Below are 18874 nucleotides of genomic sequence, written 5' to 3'. Positions count from 1 at the left end.
TGATTCCCCGCTGCCAAGAAAAGCTTCTAGCGAGATAAAAGGTGCCTGTACCGCAAACCGACACAGGTAGGCGAGGAGAGAATCCTAAGGTGTGCGAGAGAACTCTGGTTAAGGAACTCGGCAAAATGACCCCGTAACTTCGGGAGAAGGGGTGCTTTCTTAACGGAAAGCCGCAGTGAATAGGCCCAAGCGACTGTTTAGCAAAAACACAGCTCTCTGCGAAGCCGTAAGGCGAAGTATAGGGGGTGACACCTGCCCGGTGCTGGAAGGTTAAGGAGAGGGGTTAGCGTAAGCGAAGCTCTGAACTGAAGCCCCAGTAAACGGCGGCCGTAACTATAACGGTCCTAAGGTAGCGAAATTCCTTGTCGGGTAAGTTCCGACCCGCACGAAAGGTGTAACGATTTGGGCACTGTCTCAACCAGAGACTCGGTGAAATTATAGTACCTGTGAAGATGCAGGTTACCCGCGACAGGACGGAAAGACCCCGTGGAGCTTTACTGTAGCCTGATATTGAATTTTGGTACAGTTTGTACAGGATAGGCGGGAGCCATTGAAACCGGAGCGCTAGCTTCGGTGGAGGCGCTGGTGGGATACCGCCCTGACTGTATTGAAATTCTAACCTACGGGTCTTATCGACCCGGGAGACAGTGTCAGGTGGGCAGTTTGACTGGGGCGGTCGCCTCCTAAAGTGTAACGGAGGCGCCCAAAGGTTCCCTCAGAATGGTTGGAAATCATTCGTAGAGTGCAAAGGCATAAGGGAGCTTGACTGCGAGACCTACAAGTCGAGCAGGGACGAAAGTCGGGCTTAGTGATCCGGTGGTTCCGCATGGAAGGGCCATCGCTCAACGGATAAAAGCTACCCCGGGGATAACAGGCTTATCTCCCCCAAGAGTCCACATCGACGGGGAGGTTTGGCACCTCGATGTCGGCTCATCGCATCCTGGGGCTGTAGTCGGTCCCAAGGGTTGGGCTGTTCGCCCATTAAAGCGGTACGCGAGCTGGGTTCAGAACGTCGTGAGACAGTTCGGTCCCTATCCGTCGTGGGCGTAGGAAATTTGAGAGGAGCTGTCCTTAGTACGAGAGGACCGGGATGGACGCACCGCTGGTGTACCAGTTGTTCTGCCAAGGGCATAGCTGGGTAGCTATGTGCGGAAGGGATAAGTGCTGAAAGCATCTAAGCATGAAGCCCCCCTCAAGATGAGATTTCCCATAGCGTAAGCTAGTAAGATCCCTGAAAGATGATCAGGTTGATAGGTTCGAGGTGGAAGCATGGTGACATGTGGAGCTGACGAATACTAATAGATCGAGGACTTAACCATATAATATGAAGCAATGTTATCTAGTTTTGAAAGAATATAAAAAACTTGTTGACTTTCGAAAGTAAATGAGTTACAATAATTCTTGTCTTAAATGAATACAGTCTGGTAATGATGGCAGAGAGGTCACACCCGTTCCCATACCGAACACGGAAGTTAAGCTCTCTAGCGCCGATGGTAGTTGGGACCTTGTCCCTGTGAGAGTAGGACGTTGCCAGACAAATGGAGGATTAGCTCAGCTGGGAGAGCACCTGCCTTACAAGCAGGGGGTCGGCGGTTCGATCCCGTCATCCTCCACCATTTAGCCGACTTAGCTCAATTGGTAGAGCAACTGACTTGTAATCAGTAGGTTGGGGGTTCAAGTCCTCTAGTCGGCACCAGAAATCATGGCGGTTGTGGCGAAGTGGTTAACGCACCGGATTGTGGCTCCGGCATTCGTGGGTTCGATTCCCATCAGTCGCCCCATTTTTCTTAAATAAATTAATATGCGGGTGTGGCGGAATTGGCAGACGCACCAGACTTAGGATCTGGCGCCTTTGGCGTGGGGGTTCGACTCCCTTCACCCGCACTTTTAATTAAATAACTCATACATGTCTTGCGGAAGTAGTTCAGTGGTAGAATACAACCTTGCCAAGGTTGGGGTCGCGGGTTCGAATCCCGTCTTCCGCTCCAATTTTCAATATGACATGCCGGGGTGGCGGAACAGGCAGACGCACAGGACTTAAAATCCTGCGGTGGGTGACCACCGTGCGGGTTCGACCCCCGCCCTCGGCACCATATGCGCCCGTAGCTCAATTGGATAGAGCGTTTGACTACGGATCAAGAGGTTAGGGGTTCGACTCCTCTCGGGCGCGCTTTTATTAACGGGAAGTGGCTCAGCTTGGTAGAGCACCTGGTTTGGGACCAGGGGGTCGCAGGTTCAAATCCTGTCTTCCCGATATTCCTAAAAAACATGGGGCCTTAGCTCAGCTGGGAGAGCGCCTGCCTTGCACGCAGGAGGTCAGCGGTTCGATCCCGCTAGGCTCCACTTAAATTAATATCATTTATGGCGGTGTAGCTCAGCTGGCTAGAGCGTACGGTTCATACCCGTGAGGTCGGGGGTTCGATCCCCTCCGCCGCTACCATAAAGGACCTTTAGCTCAGCTGGTTAGAGCAGACGGCTCATAACCGTCCGGTCGTAGGTTCGAGTCCTACAAGGTCCACCATTAGACGTATATATCTCGGAGGTATACCCAAGTTCGGCTGAAGGGATCGGTCTTGAAAACCGACAGGCGGCGAGAGTCGCGCGGGGGTTCGAATCCCTCTACCTCCTCCATTTTTTCTAAAGTAAATATTTTATCATCGCGGGGTGGAGCAGCACGGTAGCTCGTCGGGCTCATAACCCGAAGGTCGCAGGTTCAAATCCTGTCCCCGCAACCAAATGGTCCCGTGGTGTAGTGGTTAACATGCCTGCCTGTCACGCAGGAGATCGCCGGTTCGACCCCGGTCGGGACCGCCATTTTTACATAAAGGCTCGGTAGCTCAGTCGGTAGAGCAGAGGACTGAAAATCCTCGTGTCGGCGGTTCGATTCCGTCCCGAGCCACCATTTTGAAGTCGCAAGCCGACTTAGCTCAATTGGTAGAGCAACTGACTTGTAATCAGTAGGTTGGGGGTTCAAGTCCTCTAGTCGGCACCACTTTCAAAATGAGCCATTAGCTCAGTTGGTAGAGCATCTGACTTTTAATCAGAGGGTCGAAGGTTCGAGTCCTTCATGGCTCACCATTTACAATTTAATGCGGGTGTAGTTTAGTGGTAAAACAAGAGCCTTCCAAGCTCTGGTCGAGAGTTCGATTCTCTTCACCCGCTTTTCAATTATGGGCCTATAGCTCAGCTGGTTAGAGCGCACGCCTGATAAGCGTGAGGTCGATGGTTCGAGTCCATTTAGGCCCACCATAATTGTTCCGCAGTAGCTCAGTGGTAGAGCTATCGGCTGTTAACCGATCGGTCGTAGGTTCGAGTCCTACCTGCGGAGCCATATTTATAGAGAAGTACCCAAGTGGCTCAAGGGGCTCCCCTGCTAAGGGAGTAGATCGCGAACGCGGTGCGAGGGTTCGAATCCCTTCTTCTCTGCCAGAACTGGCCCGTTGGTCAAGTGGTTAAGACACCGCCCTTTCACGGCGGTAACACGGGTTCGAATCCCGTACGGGTCATACTAAAAGAGATAGCATAATCTGCTATCTCTTTTTTGTTGTATAAAAATGGACTTTGGATAGTCTGCTTTTTTATGCAATAGAAGAAATATGAAGTATTAGCTGTTGCAGTTGGGTACATAGAGAGCCGTAAATACAATCATGTTAATTATTTGGACCTGTATGAATATGAAGGAATTAACTTCAACTTGAACTTTTACCCCAGCTGTATGGCTGTAGCCTCCTACACTTGGAGAAACCGATGAAAAATGCATCTGGGAGCTACTGTGGAAAATAAATAATATATAGAAGAAGTTGCTTTCTCTCAATAGCTGTGATCTACTGAAGACAGTTTTTTTATGTTGTCAGTATTGTCGAGTTTTGTCGGTAAGTCGATATATTGCAAAAATCGCTGATATAATTTGAGTTACGATCGATAAATTTTAATAATCGCTGATATATTTGGAGTTACGGTCGATATATTCTAAAAATCGCTGGTATAATTTCACTTACCGACAAAAACCACAAGAAAATCCCTTTCACAATCTAAAGAGAACGCCTCCATTGAAATGGATTCCACACCTATTCCAATAACTTTACACTCTATGTGAAAAAGTTCACAAATAGGTCATAATTTGTGAATTAATTCACAATAATACGTGCTACAATATGAATGTAAAGAAGTTAAACAACATTAAATTAGTATTTTAATTAATTACTTAAACAATCATAAAAAAATATATGTGAACAATAGAGAGGGGAAATTACCATGAAAAAAGGTATCAATCGTGTAGTATTAGTAGGAACAGGAGCTGTAGGTTGTAGTTACGCTTACTCAATGATCAACCAAGGTGTAGCTGAAGAATTCGTATTAGTAGATGTTAATGAAGCAAAAGCAGAAGGGGAAGCAATGGACTTAAGCCATGCGGTACCATTCTCTCCATCACCAACAAAAGTTTGGAGCGGTAGCTATGCAGATTGTAAAGATGCAGATTTAGTTGTTATCACTGCTGGGTTACCACAAAAGCCAGGTGAAACTCGTTTAGACTTAGTTGAGAAAAATACAAAGATCTTTAAACAAATCGTTCGAGGCATTATGGATAGCGGATTCGATGGAATCTTCTTAATCGCAACTAACCCAGTTGATATTTTAACTTACGTAACTTGGAAAGAATCTGGTTTACCGAAAGAGCGCGTAATCGGTTCTGGTACTACTTTAGACTCTGCTCGTTTCCGTTACATGTTAGGTGACTACTTAGATGTAGATCCACGTAACGTTCATGCTTACATCGTTGGTGAACACGGTGACACTGAACTTCCAGTATGGAGCCACGCTACTATCGGTGTACAAAAATTAGAAACAATCTTAGCTAACAACGAACAGTACAAACAAGAAGACTTAGACAAAATCTTCGAAAACGTACGTGATGCAGCTTACCATATCATCGAGCGTAAAGGTGCAACTTACTACGGAATCGGTATGTCACTACTTCGTGTAACTAAAGCAATCTTAAACAACGAGAACAGCGTATTAACTGTATCTGCATACCTTGAAGGTCAATACGGCGAGAAAGATGCTTACGTAGGTGTTCCAGCTGTAATTAACCGCGAAGGTGTACGTGAAATTGTAGAACTTGAGCTAAATGAAGATGAAAAAGCGAAGTTCGCTCATTCTGTAAAAGTATTAAAAGAAACAATGGCACCAGTACTATAATAATTGCTAAATAGTTCAGGGTGGGAAACTGCTTCTTACCTCTGAACTTATATAATTTAATATAAATTCCTTTTCCGGTTTCCCTTGTATATCCCCAATATACCCCTTTTGCTGGATAAGGGTCGTTTATAGAAAAAGAGCACTCTATTTTACGTAGAGTGCTCTTTATTATTCCGCTATTTGCCGGGCAGTAAAACCTCAATTGATTAAAGTTTCACTTTATTATTTTTTAGGCGTTAATCCTAATTTCTTTAAAATATCTGCCAGTGTACCGCTTTTTGATTTTTCTACAGGTGTTTGTGATTTAGATGCATCTGGCCCTTTTTTCAAGAAGTTCTTTTCAACGAAGCGAATATCTTTTTCGTCGACAATACCATCTTTATTAAGATCTCCGTCTTTTACAGTTAGTCCTTTTTTACCATAGTTGCTAGCAATAATTTCAGCATCTTTAATATCGATTACCTTATCACCATTTACATCGCCGGCAAGGTTTTCGTCAGGTCTTGCATAATAATATTGGCCAAGCAACTTACCGTCTTTTTCAGTACCAAGTTTCGTTGTTAGGCGGCTTGTTAAATGTCCTGGCACCTCTACATATAAGTTATAGTCGCGTTTATTAACTGGAAGTCCATTTAGTTTGAAGTATCCGTATTTATCTAGTGAGCCTTCAAACTTATGACGGTAAGAATCAGTCGCATATACTTTTACGCCAAGCTTTGTATAATCGAACTTTTCATCTAAATATCCGCGTTCATTTAAGAATGCACCAGGTTTAATATTTCCTTCTACTAATGAGTTTAAGGACATAACTGAGAATGTTTGATCTTGAAGTACACGCATTCTATTTGGTTCTGATTCACCTTGTTTCCAGTAAACAAAAATTGGTGATTCTAATTGAGCGTTTGCTTCATAAAACTCATCATTTTCTACTTTGAACGTTACATCAATGAACGGGAAATCACCATCTAATCCAGCAAAATTTTTGTCATCGATAGCTCCGCCAACTGTAACAGAGCCTGCCTCTAGTTTCGGTTCATTTACTTTTGCGGTTACCCCTTTTTGGGAAAGTAGCTTTTCAAAAGCAGGATTAAATTTCGCATTTGCAAATTTGAAGTTCTTCTCTAGGAAGTTTACATTAAATTGCCCAGCAACAAATTGTTTTACGTGTTTCGCGTTTAGTGTTACTGTGAACTCGTCATTTTTATATAATTCTTTTTTATCGTAACTAGTTTTTGCATATTGAGCACCTTGCGGGATAAACCAGTAGTTATTTACACCGTTTGGATAGTCAGGACCTGCAGTTGCATAATCGAAAATATATACGCCTGTGTTCATTGGACCTTCCGTTCTGAAGGAGTCAGGTGTAATGCCAACTTTAAAGTCGCCATTTGCATTAATCGGTAAAAACTTATGCAAGTATGGAGAATAGTCATAGTACATAACGCCATTCGCTTCTTGCGTAATGTTTAATCCTTTTCCTTTTAAGTAATCAACGTTTGAATCGTATACATTTCCTTTAATCCATAGTGCTTTTTTGCCATCTTCTACTGTATAATTTTCTTCATTTAACTCGTAAATACCAGGTTTTAATCCAGTTAATTTCACTTCTGGTGGTGTATTATCAATTACAACATAATCACCTTTTACACGTGCTTTCCCAGCCTTATCATAACCGACAAACTCAATTGTGTAGTCTCCTTCTGGTAAGTTGATTTTCTCATTACCGATTGGTTTTGCAGGATCATTTGTAAAAGGATACACTTTTCCATTAAAGAATGAATCTAAGTAGTAATACACATCAGTTTTTAGGCCACTCGTGTTTAATGTTCCAATGAAGCCAAGAGCTTTATTTGTTTTGGAATCTTTTACGATAAGATCTAACGTTTCAAGTTCGCTGTTTAATTGGAATGCTCCGTGAACATACGATTCACCGTATGGATTGAATTTAGATGTATCAGTTGAAATTGCTTTTCTTGATAGTATTGCATTTTCAATACCAGGCTCTGATACACGAATAGAGAATGGGATTTGATATGTTTCTTCTTTATTTTTTGTGTTCGTAATATGAATGTACCCTTCATATCGGCCTTGTTTCACACCGGCTGGAACATTAATTTTTGCTTCAATTTCACCTGTTTTGCCAGCATCAAGAGTAATTGTTTCTGGAGCAGAGATTTTTACACCGTTTGCGACAGCATCGTTAATAGTAGACGATGCTGGTGTATAAGAAATTTCTGTTTTAAATTCTTTTTTCTCTTGTTTATTATGATTAGTTACTTTTATATTTCGTTTTTGTTCAAGAGCTTCACCGTCTTTTTGATAAAACTTACCGAATGCAATAGATCCAGTTTCTTCGGGTACTTCAATTACTTCATCATTTACAACAGTTTGTGTCGTATCTAATACTTTAAAGCTTGTTTCTGTACGAACGGCGTTGTAAGCATCTACTCGCCCAGCTCCAACTTCATATACGGAATATTTTTCTTTTAAATCATTAGCTGTGTTCATAAGAGACGCTTTTACATCGAACGGAGAGTAGTCTGGGTGTTCTTGTAAAATTAGAGCAGCAACGCCAGCGATATGAGGAGAAGCCATAGATGTTCCTTGCATACGCTCATAGGAAACAGCGTAGTTTTCACCCTCTTGCGGGTCGTTAATATATTCAGGAACTGTTGAAAGGATAGCGACACCAGGCGCTGTAATATCAGGCTTAATATCATCATTTGCTGTAACAGGACCGCGTGAGCTAAAGTCTGCAAGATGATCGCCTTCTGTTTGAATGTAATTAATTTCATCGAGAGTTAAGGAGGTGCTACCTTGTTCGATTTGAGCTTTTAGTTTTTCACCTTCTTCTTTCGTTAGGCGGAATGCTGGAATGTATTTTGTACTTTCGCCAACGTAGAAAGGAATTTCTCCATCCACATTGTTATAAATAATAACGGCTTTTGCACCTGCTTGTTTTGCATTAGCAATTTTTTCATCAAATGACAGTGTACCGCGTGCAACGAGAGCGATTTTTCCTTTTACATCTTTTTTACTAAACTCGTCAGGCGTACCAATTCCTACATATTCAATAGGTAAAGTTTGTCCCTTGAAATCTTCTATTTTATCAGTGAAGTTTTTGCCGAATAGAATTAGGTTAGGAAATTGTAATTGTCCAGCATGACCTGATAGTTTCGGTAAGGAAATAGAGCTATCACTTGCTCCAACCGTAATTGCAAATGGTGAAGCACCTGGTGATCCGAGTGTTGATGGATTTGGTCCAGAGTTACCAGCAGCAACGACTGTAACAACGCCTGAAAGCATTGCATTATTAACAGCGATAGATGTTGGATCGAGTGGATTGTTGCTATCATCACCTAACGATAAGTTAATAACGTTCATACCGTCAGAAATGGATTTATCAATTGCAGCGATAATACCTGAACTATCTCCACTTCCGTATGGGCCGAGTACACGATAGTTATACAGTTCAATGCCAGGTGCAACACCTTTTACCGCTGAATCAGATTGGTTCTTCTTTTGTGCAGAAACGATACCTGCTACGTGAGTGCCGTGGGCTGTGTAGAAGGAAGAACCACGGCTATCAAATTCAGGAGCACCAGATTGTTGCCATTCTGAATAAGTAGTTTCCATTGGATCTGCATCGTTATTAATAAAGTCCCAACCCTTTACTGAGTTTGGGTCTACTTTGCTAGAGTCCTCACCAGGTTTCGCGCGATAGCCTTTATATACGTCTTTTAAGTCAGGATGATTGTAATCAATACCTGTATCTAATACACCAACTTTAATTCCTTTTCCGGTAATGCCCTCACTATGTAACTTATCTACTCCAATTTGCGGGATGCTATCTGTTAGTTTTTGAGGCGCTTTTTGCTCAGCTTGTTTTGGTAAATTTAATTTCACTTCGTAATCTTTCCAAATACGTTTTACAACGCCAATTCGTAACAATTCTTCTACTGTATTTGCTGGTAATGTCATCGCAACACCATTTATCGCATGCTTATAAGAACGTTTAATTTGTACAGACTGGAAGTTTCCTGATTTTACTGATGGGCTGAATTGATAAAGACGTTTTAGTCCTTTTTCGAATTCTTCATGTTCTTGATCAATACGTGCTTTTATATTTTCAGGAGCAGACTGTAATCCTTTTTCTTTTTGTTTTAATTCATTAATCTTTACTGGAGCAGTTTGAAATTCTACGATGATATTTACAGGCTCAGAACTACTCGTATTAATATCTGGTGAAATTGTAAAACCAGGGTTGGCATCTACCGTTTGTAATGCCAGGCGTTGTTCTTTAGAAAGCTTAGATAATATAGAATGAGCATTTGAAGATTCAATTTGGTTAATAGGACTTTCAGCAAGTACATTGAACGGAATAGCAGTTGAAAACAAAACGCCAGCTGTTACAATTCCGGTAACAAAACGATTTTTCTTTTTCATTTATAGGCCTCCGGTAATTTATATTTTTAAAAATTATTTCTCCACGCCAGCTGTTTGCTCAGTATGGAATGTCCAGTTTAGCTGCAGGGAATCACCTTGAAATTTATTTTGATCTCGGTCGTTATCTTCAAATGAGAAGAGGACGTGTAAGTAATCTGTTTCACCAGATTTAATACCATCTATTAAGTTATGACGTTCTAGAGACGTAGCGACATCTTCAGGTTTCATAGTTTTTAATTGTGATAGTTTTGTTTCCCACACAATCTCATGATCATCGTTTGGATTAGATGGCTGTCCATCATTTACTAGAAACTTGACGATAATGTGATCACCTAAATCTTCACCGTCATTATTTTGCTTTGCATCTGTAACTTCATATGATGTTTCAAGTGCTACTTTTGCGATATCCAATGTACCTTTATTTTCAAGCTTGAAGTTCCTTTCAATAAAATCACCTGGTTTTAAATCTTTCACATTAACGATTACACTTGGATTAATAGAAAGATCTAGTGTTCCAGCTTGAAATGAGTTACTTGATGTTTCTGAATCACTGAAATAGGCGAATACACCGCCGAATGTAAGGGATAAGCCAAGTGAAGCGGTGATAACTCCCATTCCTACTTTTTGTTTTAATGACATAAGAAAGCCTCCTAGTTAAATTTGTATAGCAACCGTTCGCAACAAGGATAAATAAGTAAACATAGTAGTCCGCTATGAATTGTAGTTACGAAAGATCGATGTTCTTTATTGAGAACAAGTATATGCTTATGAATTTCGCATTTCAATAAAATTGTGACAAAAAATATTGAGAAACATTTTTTTATGACAGATTATTTTGTTTTGATTTTGAGTGGAAAATAGCATGAAAAATAGGATAGACATAATAAAATAAAGGTTGAGAAAAAATAATTGGTAAAAATATAGAAGAATAATAAAGCGTTTTCAATGAATATTCGTCAAAATTCGATATTTTACACGGAAATGTGAAGGAAAACTAACATTTTTAAGAAAAAAACGAATGTTTTTTATAAATTAACAAGGATATTGCAGTTTTTCGCAGAAATAGTTAAAGTATAAAAAATTCTGTCATCTAAGTGAGGTGAGCATATTGAGTGTAATAAATTGTGAAGAAGTGAAACGAGATGAGTTTCATACAGAAAAGTACTATAAAAGTTATAACATCTTTGGCGCACATGTTGTGACGGAAGGTGAGATTCAAGGGGTACGATTTACAGTGTGGGCTCCTCATGCGAAAGCAATGAGTGTTGTTGGAGATTTTAATGAGTGGGATTATGAGCAACATAAAATGCTACAAGTGACAGAAGAAGGCATTTGGTCCTTGTTTATACCGCATATTGAAGAAGGAGAAATATATAAATATGCGATTGAAACGTTGGCTGGTGACGTCATTTTAAAGGCAGATCCGTATGCTGTATATGCAGAAGTAAGACCGAATACGGCATCTGTAGTTTTTGATATAAAGGGATATGAATGGAATGATAAAAACTGGACTCGTAAGAAAAAGAAAAAATCGATTTATAAAGAAGCGATGACAGTTTATGAATTGCATTTTGGTTCTTGGAAAAAGAAAGAAGATGGAACACTGTATTCTTACAGGGAAATGGTAGAAGAACTCATTCCATATGTGGTGGAACATCAATTTACACATATTGAAATTATGCCGCTTGTTGAGCATCCATATGATCGTTCTTGGGGATATCAAGGAACGGGATATTATGCAGCGACGAGTAGATTTGGTACACCGCATGATTTAATGTATTTTGTCGACGAATGTCATAAATATGGAATCGGTGTCATTTTAGATTGGGTGCCGGGGCATTTTTGTAAAGATGCTCACGGTTTATATTTGTTTGATGGCACACCGACCTATGAATATAAAGATAAAGATGTACAAGAAAATCCAGTATGGGGAACTGTCAATTTTGATTTAGGAAAGAGAGAGGTACGTAATTTCTTAATTTCAAATGCGTTATTTTGGATGAGATATTTCCATATTGATGGTTTCAGAGTAGATGCAGTTGCGAACATGTTGTACTGGAATAAAGAAGGACAAGAGCAAAGTAATGAGCATGCTGTTTCATTTTTAAGAGAGTTAAATGAAGCAGTGTTTGCAGAGGATGAAGATTTTCTTATGACGGCAGAAGATTCAACAGCTTGGCCACTTGTAACAACTCCAACGTATGAAGGTGGGCTTGGATTCAATTACAAATGGAACATGGGCTGGATGAATGACGTGCTGAAATATATGGAGTGTGCGCCTGAATATAGGAAACACATTCATGAGAAAATGACGTTTTCTTTGCTATATGCGTACTCTGAAAACTTCATATTACCGCTTTCTCATGATGAAGTCGTTCATGGGAAAAAGTCGTTATTAAATAAAATGCCAGGTGATTACTGGGATAAGTTTGCTCAGCTTCGTTTATTATATGGATATTTCTTTACTCACCCAGGAAAGAAATTACTTTTCATGGGAGGGGAATTCGGACAGTTTGATGAGTGGAAAGACCTTGAAGATTTAGATTGGAATTTACATGATTTTGAAATGCATCGTTATATGCATGATTACTTTAAAGAGCTCATAGCATTGTATAAGCGCTCAAAACCACTTTGGCAGCTTGATCATTCGCCTGAAGGTTTTCAGTGGATTGATGCTAATAATAACGAGCAAAGTATTTTCTCGTTTATCCGCCAAGGGGATAAACAAGAGGATGCGTTAGTTATCGTATGTAATTTTACGAAAGCTACATATGAAAACTATAAAGTAGGTGTACCAGATTTCGAGTATTATAACGAGATTTTAAACAGTGATGCACAGCAATATGGCGGTTCGGGGCAAGTGAATAAGAAACGTCTTAAGACGATTCTAGAACCGTACCATAATCAAGCAGCACATGTAGAGATTACAATTCCACCATTTGGCGTATCCATATTACGACCAGTGAAGACGAGAAAGGGGAGCAAAAAACAAGATGGCTCAAAAACAAAAGTGCGTAGCAATGTTACTAGCAGGGGGAAAAGGTAGTCGATTAAGTGCATTAACAAAAAATTTAGCCAAGCCAGCTGTTCCATTTGGTGGTAAATATCGCATTATTGATTTTACGCTAAGTAACTGCGCAAATTCTGGTATTGAAACGGTTGGGATTTTAACGCAATATCAACCACTAGAACTTCATAATTATATCGGAATCGGCAATGCATGGGATTTAGACCGAGTAAGCGGTGGAGTCACAGTATTACCTCCTTATGCGGAGTCTTCAGGTGTGAAGTGGTACACAGGTACGGCAAGTGCCATTTATCAAAACTTAAACTATTTAAGTCAATATGAACCAGAGTATGTTCTTATTTTATCAGGCGACCATATTTATAAAATGGATTACAGTAAGATGCTAGATTACCATATTGAGAAAGAATCGGACGTATCCATTTCTGTTATTGAAGTACCTTGGGATGAAGCGAGTCGCTTTGGCATTATGAATACAAATGAAGAAATGGAGATTGTTGAGTTTGAAGAGAAACCACAATTTCCAAGAAGTAATCTTGCATCAATGGGAATCTATATTTTTAATTGGTCAATTTTGAAAGAGTATTTAGAGATGGATGCAAGAAACCCTGAATCTAGTAACGATTTCGGAAAAGACGTACTTCCGCTTTTATTGGATGAAGGGAAGAAGTTAATGGCGTATCCGTTTGAAGGATATTGGAAAGATGTTGGAACGGTGAAGAGCTTATGGGAAGCGAATATGGATTTGCTTCGCGATGAAACATCACTGAATTTAAACGATCGTAATTGGCGTATTTACTCTGTCAATCCAAACGAGCCGCCTCAATATATTGCTGAAAAGGCGAAAGTAGAAGAATCGCTTATTAACGAAGGATGCGTCATTGAAGGGGACGTGAAGCATTCTGTGTTATTCCAAGGAGTGACGGTGGAAGAAGGAAGTATGGTGATTGATTCTGTCGTTATGCCAGGGGCTAAGATTGGTAAAAATGTTGTGATTGAAAGAGCGATTGTTGGATCAGAAATGGTTATCGAAGATGGAACAATCATTCGTCCAGAAAAGAATGTTGACGATGTAGTATTAATTGCTGAAGGGAAATAGAAAAGGGGGATGAAATGAATGGGAGAAAAAATGTTAGGAATTATTAATGCAACGGGAAGTTTTCCTTCCTTAAAGAAAGTAACAGGGCATCGTTCACTAGCGGCGTTACCGTTTGGGGGCCGTTATCGACTCATTGATTTCATGCTTTCAAATATGGTGAATTCTAGTATTCATAGTGTGGCAGTTTTTACAAGCCATAAAAATCGTTCGTTAATGGACCATGTTGGTTCAGGAAAACAGTGGGATTTAGATAGAAAACGAGACGGACTATTTTTATTCCCGCCAAACTGCCAATGTGACCAAGATGAATTTGGGTCTTTTGCACACTTTAGAAGACATATTGATTATTTTCTAAGAAGCAGAGAAGAGTACGTTGTTATTACGAATAGCCATCTCGTAACAGCATTAAATTTTCAAGCGGTGTTAGAGCGACATATACATACGGCAGCTGATATTACAGAAGTTTGCCATAAAGGGGTTTCGCTTCAAACATACGTGTTAAAGAAACAATTATTGTTAGACTTATTTGAGTCATATAAAGGTGTGGAACAATACAGTTTATTTGATGTAGTGAGAGAAAAGCGCGGGAAATCATTACACATTGCTACATATGAACATACTGGATATGTAGCAATTATTGACTCGATTGAAAGTTACTATAAACATAGCTTAGAAATTTTGCAACCTGCTATTTGGAAGCAATTATTTAAGAAAGAAGCACCGATCTTTACGAAAGTAAAAGATGAGCCACCAACTCGTTATTTAAAGGGTGCAGTCGTGAAAAATACAATGATTGCAAATGGCAGTATTATTGAAGGGGAAGTCGAAAACAGTGTTGTTTCCCGTTCGGTTAAAATTGGAAAAGGTTCAATTATTCGTAACAGTATTATTATGCAAAAGAGCCAAATTGGAGATAACTGTATAATAGACGGTGTTATTATTGATAAAGACGTGAAAATTGGCGACGGTGTCGTATTAAAAGGAAGCGCCGATGAGCCGTATGTTGTAGAAAAAGGAAGCGTACAAAACAGTACGATTAATAGTTATTCCTAAAGAATCAGTGGGGGCTTTTTCCTCCACTGATTAAAGTTTTAATTTAAATGAAAACTCGAAGGGAGGAAGCTGCAAGAGGAGTAATAAAAACTTTTCGCGCAGTGGGACAACAAGTGAATATTTTATTTGCAGTATCAGAATGTGTACCGTTTGTGAAATCGGGAGGATTAGCTGATGTAGCGGGTGCGCTCCCAAAAGAGCTAAAAAAATTAGGAGTGGACGTTCGTATTATACTTCCGAATTATAGTCTCATTCCGCAAAAGTTAAGAGATGGATGTACGTTACATAAAGTAATTAACGTCCCTCTTGGGTGGAGAAATCAATATTGTGGAATTTTAAAAGGTGAGCAAGACGGAATTACGTATTACTTAATAGATAATGAATATTATTTTAAGAGAGATTCTCTGTATGGTCATTACGATGACGGAGAGCGTTTTTCTTATTTCTCAAAAGCAGTGTTAGAGTGTATTCCGCACCTTGATTTTGAAGTGGATGTTCTTCATAGCCATGATTGGCATACGGCTATGGTTAATTTCTTACTTCGTGAAAAGTATCAAGATAACCCGTTATATGAGCGTATTAAAACGGTATATACGATTCATAACTTGCAGTTCCAAGGTGTATTTCCTCCTGAAGTGATGTACGACTTGTTAGAGCTTGGTGATGAATATTTTCATAGTGAGCAGCTAGAGTTTTATGGAAACGTAAACTTTATGAAAGGTGGTATTATTGCTTCGGATCAAATTACAGCGGTGAGCCCGACGTATAAAGAAGAAATTCAATATGAATTTTTCGGTGAGAAGTTAGATGGATTACTGCGAAAATATAATGATAAGCTTAGCGGCATTGTAAATGGTATTGATACGAGCGTATATAATCCAGAAACGGATTCGTATATTAAGGCCCAGTATGATGCAGAGTCATTATATGAAAAGAGTGAAAATAAACGCGCCTTGCAGCGTTATTTTGGTTTGCCAGAAAAAGAGGATACACCAATTATTTCAATGGTAACGAGATTAACGAAGCAAAAAGGTCTTGATTTAGTACGTACTGTATTCCGCGAAATAATGGAAGAAGATGTACAATGTATTATTTTAGGTTCAGGTGATTCGGAATATGAGCAATTCTTTGAGTGGATGGCATATGAGTATCCGGAGAAGGTAAAAGTTTATATCGGATTTAATGAAGAATTAGCTCACCAAGTGTATGCGGGAAGCGATTTGTTTTTAATGCCATCGCTGTTTGAACCGTGTGGACTTGGACAACTTATCGCATTAGCATACGGTACGATTCCAATTGTAAGAGAAACAGGTGGGTTAAACGACACGGTACATTCTTATGATGAAGAAACTGGAGAAGGAAATGGTTTCAGTTTCACGAATTTTAATGCACATGACATGCTGCATACGATTCATCGTGCAATTGAATTCTATCATGATAAACCAGTGTGGGAGCAGCTTGTAAAACAAGCGATGACTGAAGATTATAGCTGGGAGCAATCGGCTCTTGCTTATAAGGAATTGTATAAAAGTCTCATGGAATAACATGTAGGTGGTGAAAAAATGTTTACTCATGTTGAAAGTTTTAAATCAACTTTTCTAGAAAAGTTAGAGACGATGTATGGTAAAAGTTTTAAAGATTCTACAACTCGTGATCAATATAATACGCTTGGCCATATGGTACGTGAGTATATGAATAGTCAATGGATTGCAACGAACGAGAGTTATCGATCCGGAGAGCAAAAGCAAATGTATTACTTGTCTATTGAGTTTTTGCTTGGACGTTTGCTTGGAAGTAACATCTTGAATTTAGGTATTCGAGATGTATGCGAGCAGGGGTTATCTGAACTAGGGATTTCATTACAAGAGTTAGAAGAAGTGGAAGCAGATGCAGGCCTTGGTAATGGTGGGCTTGGACGCTTAGCAGCCTGTTTTCTCGATTCACTCGCATCTTTAAACTTACCAGGACACGGCTGTGGAATTCGTTATAAACATGGTTTGTTTGATCAGAAAATTGTTGATGGTTATCAAGTTGAATTTCCAGAACAGTGGCTTCTTCATGAAAACGTATGGGAAGTAAGAAGGTATGATCAAGCTGTAGAAGTAAGTTATTTCGGCAGTGTTGAACCGCTAGAAATTGACGGGCGTTTAGAGTTTAGGCATACAAATGCAGAAGTCATTATGGCCGTGCCATATGATGTGCCTGTAGTTGGCTATGAGACGAGTACTGTAAATACACTTAGACTTTGGAATGCTGAACCAGTTCCTTTCCCGCAAAACTGCAAAGATATTTTGAAATATAAGCGTGAAACAGAGGCTGTATCGGAGTTTTTATATCCAGATGATACGCATGATGAGGGAAAAATACTTCGTTTAAAACAACAGTATTTCCTCGTATCAGCAAGTTTGCAAAATATCGTTCGAATGCATAGAGAAAGATATGGTGACCTTCGTCAACTACATGAAAAAATTGCGATCCACATTAACGATACACATCCGGTTTTAGCAATTCCGGAACTGATGCGTATTTTACTAGACGAAGAAAAGTTAGCATGGGAAGAAGCTTGGCACATAACGACGCAGACGATTTCTTATACGAATCATACGACGTTATCAGAAGCGCTCGAAAAGTGGCCAATTCACATTTTTAAACCGTTATTACCGAGAATTTATATGATTATTGAAGAGATTAATGAACGTTTCTGTCATGAACTGTGGGAACAGTATCCGCATGAGTGGGATCGTATTGAAGCAATGGCGATTATTGCACATGACCTTGTGAAAATGGCTCATTTAGCGATTGTCGGTAGCCATAGCGTAAACGGTGTAGCAAAAATTCATACGGAAATATTAAAGCAGCGGGAAATGCGATTGTTTTATGAATTTTATCCAGATAAGTTTAATAATAAGACGAATGGAATTGCTCATAGGCGCTGGCTTATGAAAGCAAATCCACAGTTAACAAATCTCATTTCAGAGGCGATTGGAACGGAGTGGAAGAAAGAACCGATTAAGCTTCAAGAGCTACAATTAGTTCAATATGATGCGAGTTTCCAAGAGAAATTTGCAGAGGTAAAACAAGAGCGTAAAGAGATTTTAGCGGAGCGTATTCATAATACAATGGGGATTACCATTGATCCAAATTCTATTTTTGATGTGCAAGTGAAAAGATTACATGCTTATAAACGACAATTATTAAATGTTCTTCATATTTTATATTTGTATAACCGTTTGAAAGAGGATGCTAGTTTTACATTTTATCCGCGTACTTTTATTTTTGGAGCGAAAGCATCACCTGGCTATTATTACGCGAAAAAAATTATTAAATTAATAAATGAACTCGCAAGAAAAGTAAATAATGACCCGTATGTCAGTCAATATATGAAAGTTATCTTTCTAGAAAACTATCGAGTTTCTTTAGCTGAAGATATATTCCCAGCAGCGGATGTAAGTGAACAAATTTCAACGGCGAGTAAAGAAGCATCGGGAACAGGTAATATGAAATTTATGATGAATGGTGCGATTACACTCGGAACGCTAGACGGTGCTAACGTTGAAATAAAAGACCGGGTCGGTGAGGATAACTGTTTTATTTTCGGTTTAACAGCCGAAGAGGTTCTTCATTACTATCAAAATGGTGGGTATCGTGCAAGTGATTATTATCACCACAATAGGCACATTAAAAAAGTAGTTGATCAATTAACAAATGGTTTCTTTGCACAATCGGGAGCTGAATTTGAAGCGATTTACGATTCTCTCGTTATTCAAAACGATGAATATTTCGTTCTGCGAGATTTTGGTCCATATGCTGAAAGACAAGAGGCTGTCGGTAGAGCTTATGAGAACCGAACGAAGTGGCTAGAAATGTCGATTTTAAATATTGCACAGTCTGGTCATTTTGCGAGCGATCGAACAATTTTGCAGTACAGTAATGAAATTTGGGGTATCGGTAATGCAGTTAAACAGTTTTAAAGAGGTTGCTATATTGGGAGATATATTATCGATTTACCAACCGAAATGGATATTAATAAATAAAACGGGCTTAATAAAATT

At 39.6% G+C, this 18874-nt stretch carries 8 protein-coding genes, 22 tRNA genes and 2 rRNA genes (1 of these 32 cut by a window edge); 30 read left to right on the top strand and 2 right to left on the bottom strand.

Annotated elements, in window-relative coordinates:
* The 25 genes from M1D73_RS25045 to M1D73_RS24925 all read left to right on the top strand — a co-directional run.
* Positions 1 to 1319 (top strand): 23S ribosomal RNA (locus M1D73_RS25045); it begins 1603 nt to the left of the window's first position.
* Between the two features lie 101 nt (positions 1320 to 1420).
* Positions 1421 to 1536 (top strand): 5S ribosomal RNA (gene rrf, locus M1D73_RS25040).
* Between the two features lie 4 nt (positions 1537 to 1540).
* Positions 1541 to 1616 (top strand) — tRNA-Val (locus M1D73_RS25035).
* Positions 1617 to 1620: 4 nt separating this feature from the next.
* A tRNA-Thr gene (locus M1D73_RS25030) sits at positions 1621 to 1696 on the top strand.
* Positions 1697 to 1705: 9 nt separating this feature from the next.
* A tRNA-His gene (locus tag M1D73_RS25025) sits at positions 1706 to 1781 on the top strand.
* Between the two features lie 22 nt (positions 1782 to 1803).
* A tRNA-Leu gene (locus tag M1D73_RS25020) sits at positions 1804 to 1884 on the top strand.
* Between the two features lie 29 nt (positions 1885 to 1913).
* Positions 1914 to 1988 (top strand) — tRNA-Gly (locus M1D73_RS25015).
* A gap of 16 nt (positions 1989 to 2004) precedes the next feature.
* Positions 2005 to 2093, top strand: a tRNA-Leu gene (locus M1D73_RS25010).
* A 3-nt stretch (positions 2094 to 2096) separates the two neighbouring features.
* Positions 2097 to 2170, top strand: a tRNA-Arg gene (locus M1D73_RS25005).
* Between the two features lie 10 nt (positions 2171 to 2180).
* Positions 2181 to 2254 (top strand) — tRNA-Pro (locus M1D73_RS25000).
* A 16-nt stretch (positions 2255 to 2270) separates the two neighbouring features.
* Positions 2271 to 2343: transfer RNA gene (locus M1D73_RS24995), tRNA-Ala, on the top strand.
* Positions 2344 to 2363: 20 nt separating this feature from the next.
* Positions 2364 to 2440 (top strand) — tRNA-Met (locus M1D73_RS24990).
* Positions 2441 to 2444: 4 nt separating this feature from the next.
* A tRNA-Ile gene (locus M1D73_RS24985) sits at positions 2445 to 2521 on the top strand.
* A 17-nt stretch (positions 2522 to 2538) separates the two neighbouring features.
* Positions 2539 to 2631: transfer RNA gene (locus tag M1D73_RS24980), tRNA-Ser, on the top strand.
* A gap of 27 nt (positions 2632 to 2658) precedes the next feature.
* A tRNA-Met gene (locus M1D73_RS24975) sits at positions 2659 to 2735 on the top strand.
* A gap of 3 nt (positions 2736 to 2738) precedes the next feature.
* A tRNA-Asp gene (locus M1D73_RS24970) sits at positions 2739 to 2814 on the top strand.
* 12 nt (positions 2815 to 2826) lie between these two features.
* Positions 2827 to 2902 (top strand) — tRNA-Phe (locus M1D73_RS24965).
* A gap of 14 nt (positions 2903 to 2916) precedes the next feature.
* Positions 2917 to 2992: transfer RNA gene (locus M1D73_RS24960), tRNA-Thr, on the top strand.
* A 10-nt stretch (positions 2993 to 3002) separates the two neighbouring features.
* A tRNA-Lys gene (locus M1D73_RS24955) sits at positions 3003 to 3078 on the top strand.
* Between the two features lie 13 nt (positions 3079 to 3091).
* A tRNA-Gly gene (locus tag M1D73_RS24950) sits at positions 3092 to 3162 on the top strand.
* Between the two features lie 10 nt (positions 3163 to 3172).
* Positions 3173 to 3249 (top strand) — tRNA-Ile (locus M1D73_RS24945).
* A gap of 7 nt (positions 3250 to 3256) precedes the next feature.
* Positions 3257 to 3331: transfer RNA gene (locus M1D73_RS24940), tRNA-Asn, on the top strand.
* Positions 3332 to 3338: 7 nt separating this feature from the next.
* Positions 3339 to 3429, top strand: a tRNA-Ser gene (locus M1D73_RS24935).
* Positions 3430 to 3434: 5 nt separating this feature from the next.
* A tRNA-Glu gene (locus tag M1D73_RS24930) sits at positions 3435 to 3506 on the top strand.
* A gap of 748 nt (positions 3507 to 4254) precedes the next feature.
* Positions 4255 to 5199 carry an L-lactate dehydrogenase gene (locus M1D73_RS24925; RefSeq protein ID WP_000715338.1) on the top strand — a complete coding sequence of 315 codons (945 nt, stop codon included), beginning with the start codon at positions 4255 to 4257 and terminating at the stop codon, positions 5197 to 5199.
* A gap of 222 nt (positions 5200 to 5421) precedes the next feature.
* Here the strand turns inward: M1D73_RS24925 and M1D73_RS24920 are convergent, their stop codons facing one another.
* Both M1D73_RS24920 and M1D73_RS24915 read right to left on the bottom strand, forming a co-directional pair.
* Positions 5422 to 9645, bottom strand: a complete 4224-nt coding sequence (locus tag M1D73_RS24920; RefSeq protein WP_121868467.1) for a S8 family serine peptidase — start codon at positions 9643 to 9645, stop codon at positions 5422 to 5424.
* A gap of 33 nt (positions 9646 to 9678) precedes the next feature.
* The gene (locus M1D73_RS24915; RefSeq protein ID WP_000053932.1) at positions 9679 to 10284 is read right to left on the bottom strand and encodes a CalY family protein; all 606 of its coding nucleotides are present in this window, start codon (positions 10282 to 10284) and stop codon (positions 9679 to 9681) included.
* A gap of 469 nt (positions 10285 to 10753) precedes the next feature.
* Between M1D73_RS24915 and glgB the strand changes: the two genes are divergently transcribed.
* From glgB to glgP, 5 genes are all read left to right on the top strand, one after another.
* Positions 10754 to 12691 (top strand): 1,4-alpha-glucan branching protein GlgB, encoded by a 1938-nt coding sequence (gene glgB / locus M1D73_RS24910; RefSeq protein WP_000111414.1) that lies wholly within the window; start codon positions 10754 to 10756, stop codon positions 12689 to 12691.
* On the top strand, positions 12639 to 13769 hold the full coding sequence (glgC, locus tag M1D73_RS24905; protein ID WP_000057619.1) for a glucose-1-phosphate adenylyltransferase: 1131 nt from the start codon (positions 12639 to 12641) through the stop codon (positions 13767 to 13769). Before glgB ends, glgC begins: the two co-directional genes overlap by 53 nt.
* 18 nt (positions 13770 to 13787) lie before the next feature.
* Entirely contained in the window at positions 13788 to 14822 is a 1035-nt protein-coding gene (gene glgD / locus M1D73_RS24900) for a glucose-1-phosphate adenylyltransferase subunit GlgD (protein WP_000504171.1), read from the top strand.
* 113 nt (positions 14823 to 14935) lie between these two features.
* Complete coding sequence (gene glgA, locus M1D73_RS24895) at positions 14936 to 16366, top strand: glycogen synthase GlgA (RefSeq protein ID WP_023901191.1); 1431 nt, start codon at positions 14936 to 14938, stop codon at positions 16364 to 16366.
* An 18-nt stretch (positions 16367 to 16384) separates the two neighbouring features.
* Positions 16385 to 18793: a glycogen phosphorylase gene (gene glgP / locus M1D73_RS24890; protein ID WP_000494106.1), complete on the top strand. Its 2409-nt coding sequence runs from the start codon at positions 16385 to 16387 to the stop codon at positions 18791 to 18793.
* The last annotated feature ends 81 nt before the right edge of the window (positions 18794 to 18874 follow it).

It is taken from the genome of Bacillus sp. PK3-067, from assembly GCF_056738645.1.
This window is presented reverse-complemented; position numbering and strand designations above follow the sequence as displayed.

Coding starts and splice junctions, on each gene's coding strand:
- M1D73_RS24925 (WP_000715338.1), top strand. CDS start 4,255: ATGAAAAAAGGTATCAATCGTGTAGTATTAGTAGGAACAGGAGCTGTA.
- M1D73_RS24920 (WP_121868467.1), bottom strand. CDS start 9,645: ATGAAAAAGAAAAATCGTTTTGTTACCGGAATTGTAACAGCTGGCGTT.
- M1D73_RS24915 (WP_000053932.1), bottom strand. CDS start 10,284: ATGTCATTAAAACAAAAAGTAGGAATGGGAGTTATCACCGCTTCACTT.
- glgC (WP_000057619.1), top strand. CDS start 12,639: ATGGCTCAAAAACAAAAGTGCGTAGCAATGTTACTAGCAGGGGGAAAA.
- glgD (WP_000504171.1), top strand. CDS start 13,788: ATGGGAGAAAAAATGTTAGGAATTATTAATGCAACGGGAAGTTTTCCT.
- glgP (WP_000494106.1), top strand. CDS start 16,385: ATGTTTACTCATGTTGAAAGTTTTAAATCAACTTTTCTAGAAAAGTTA.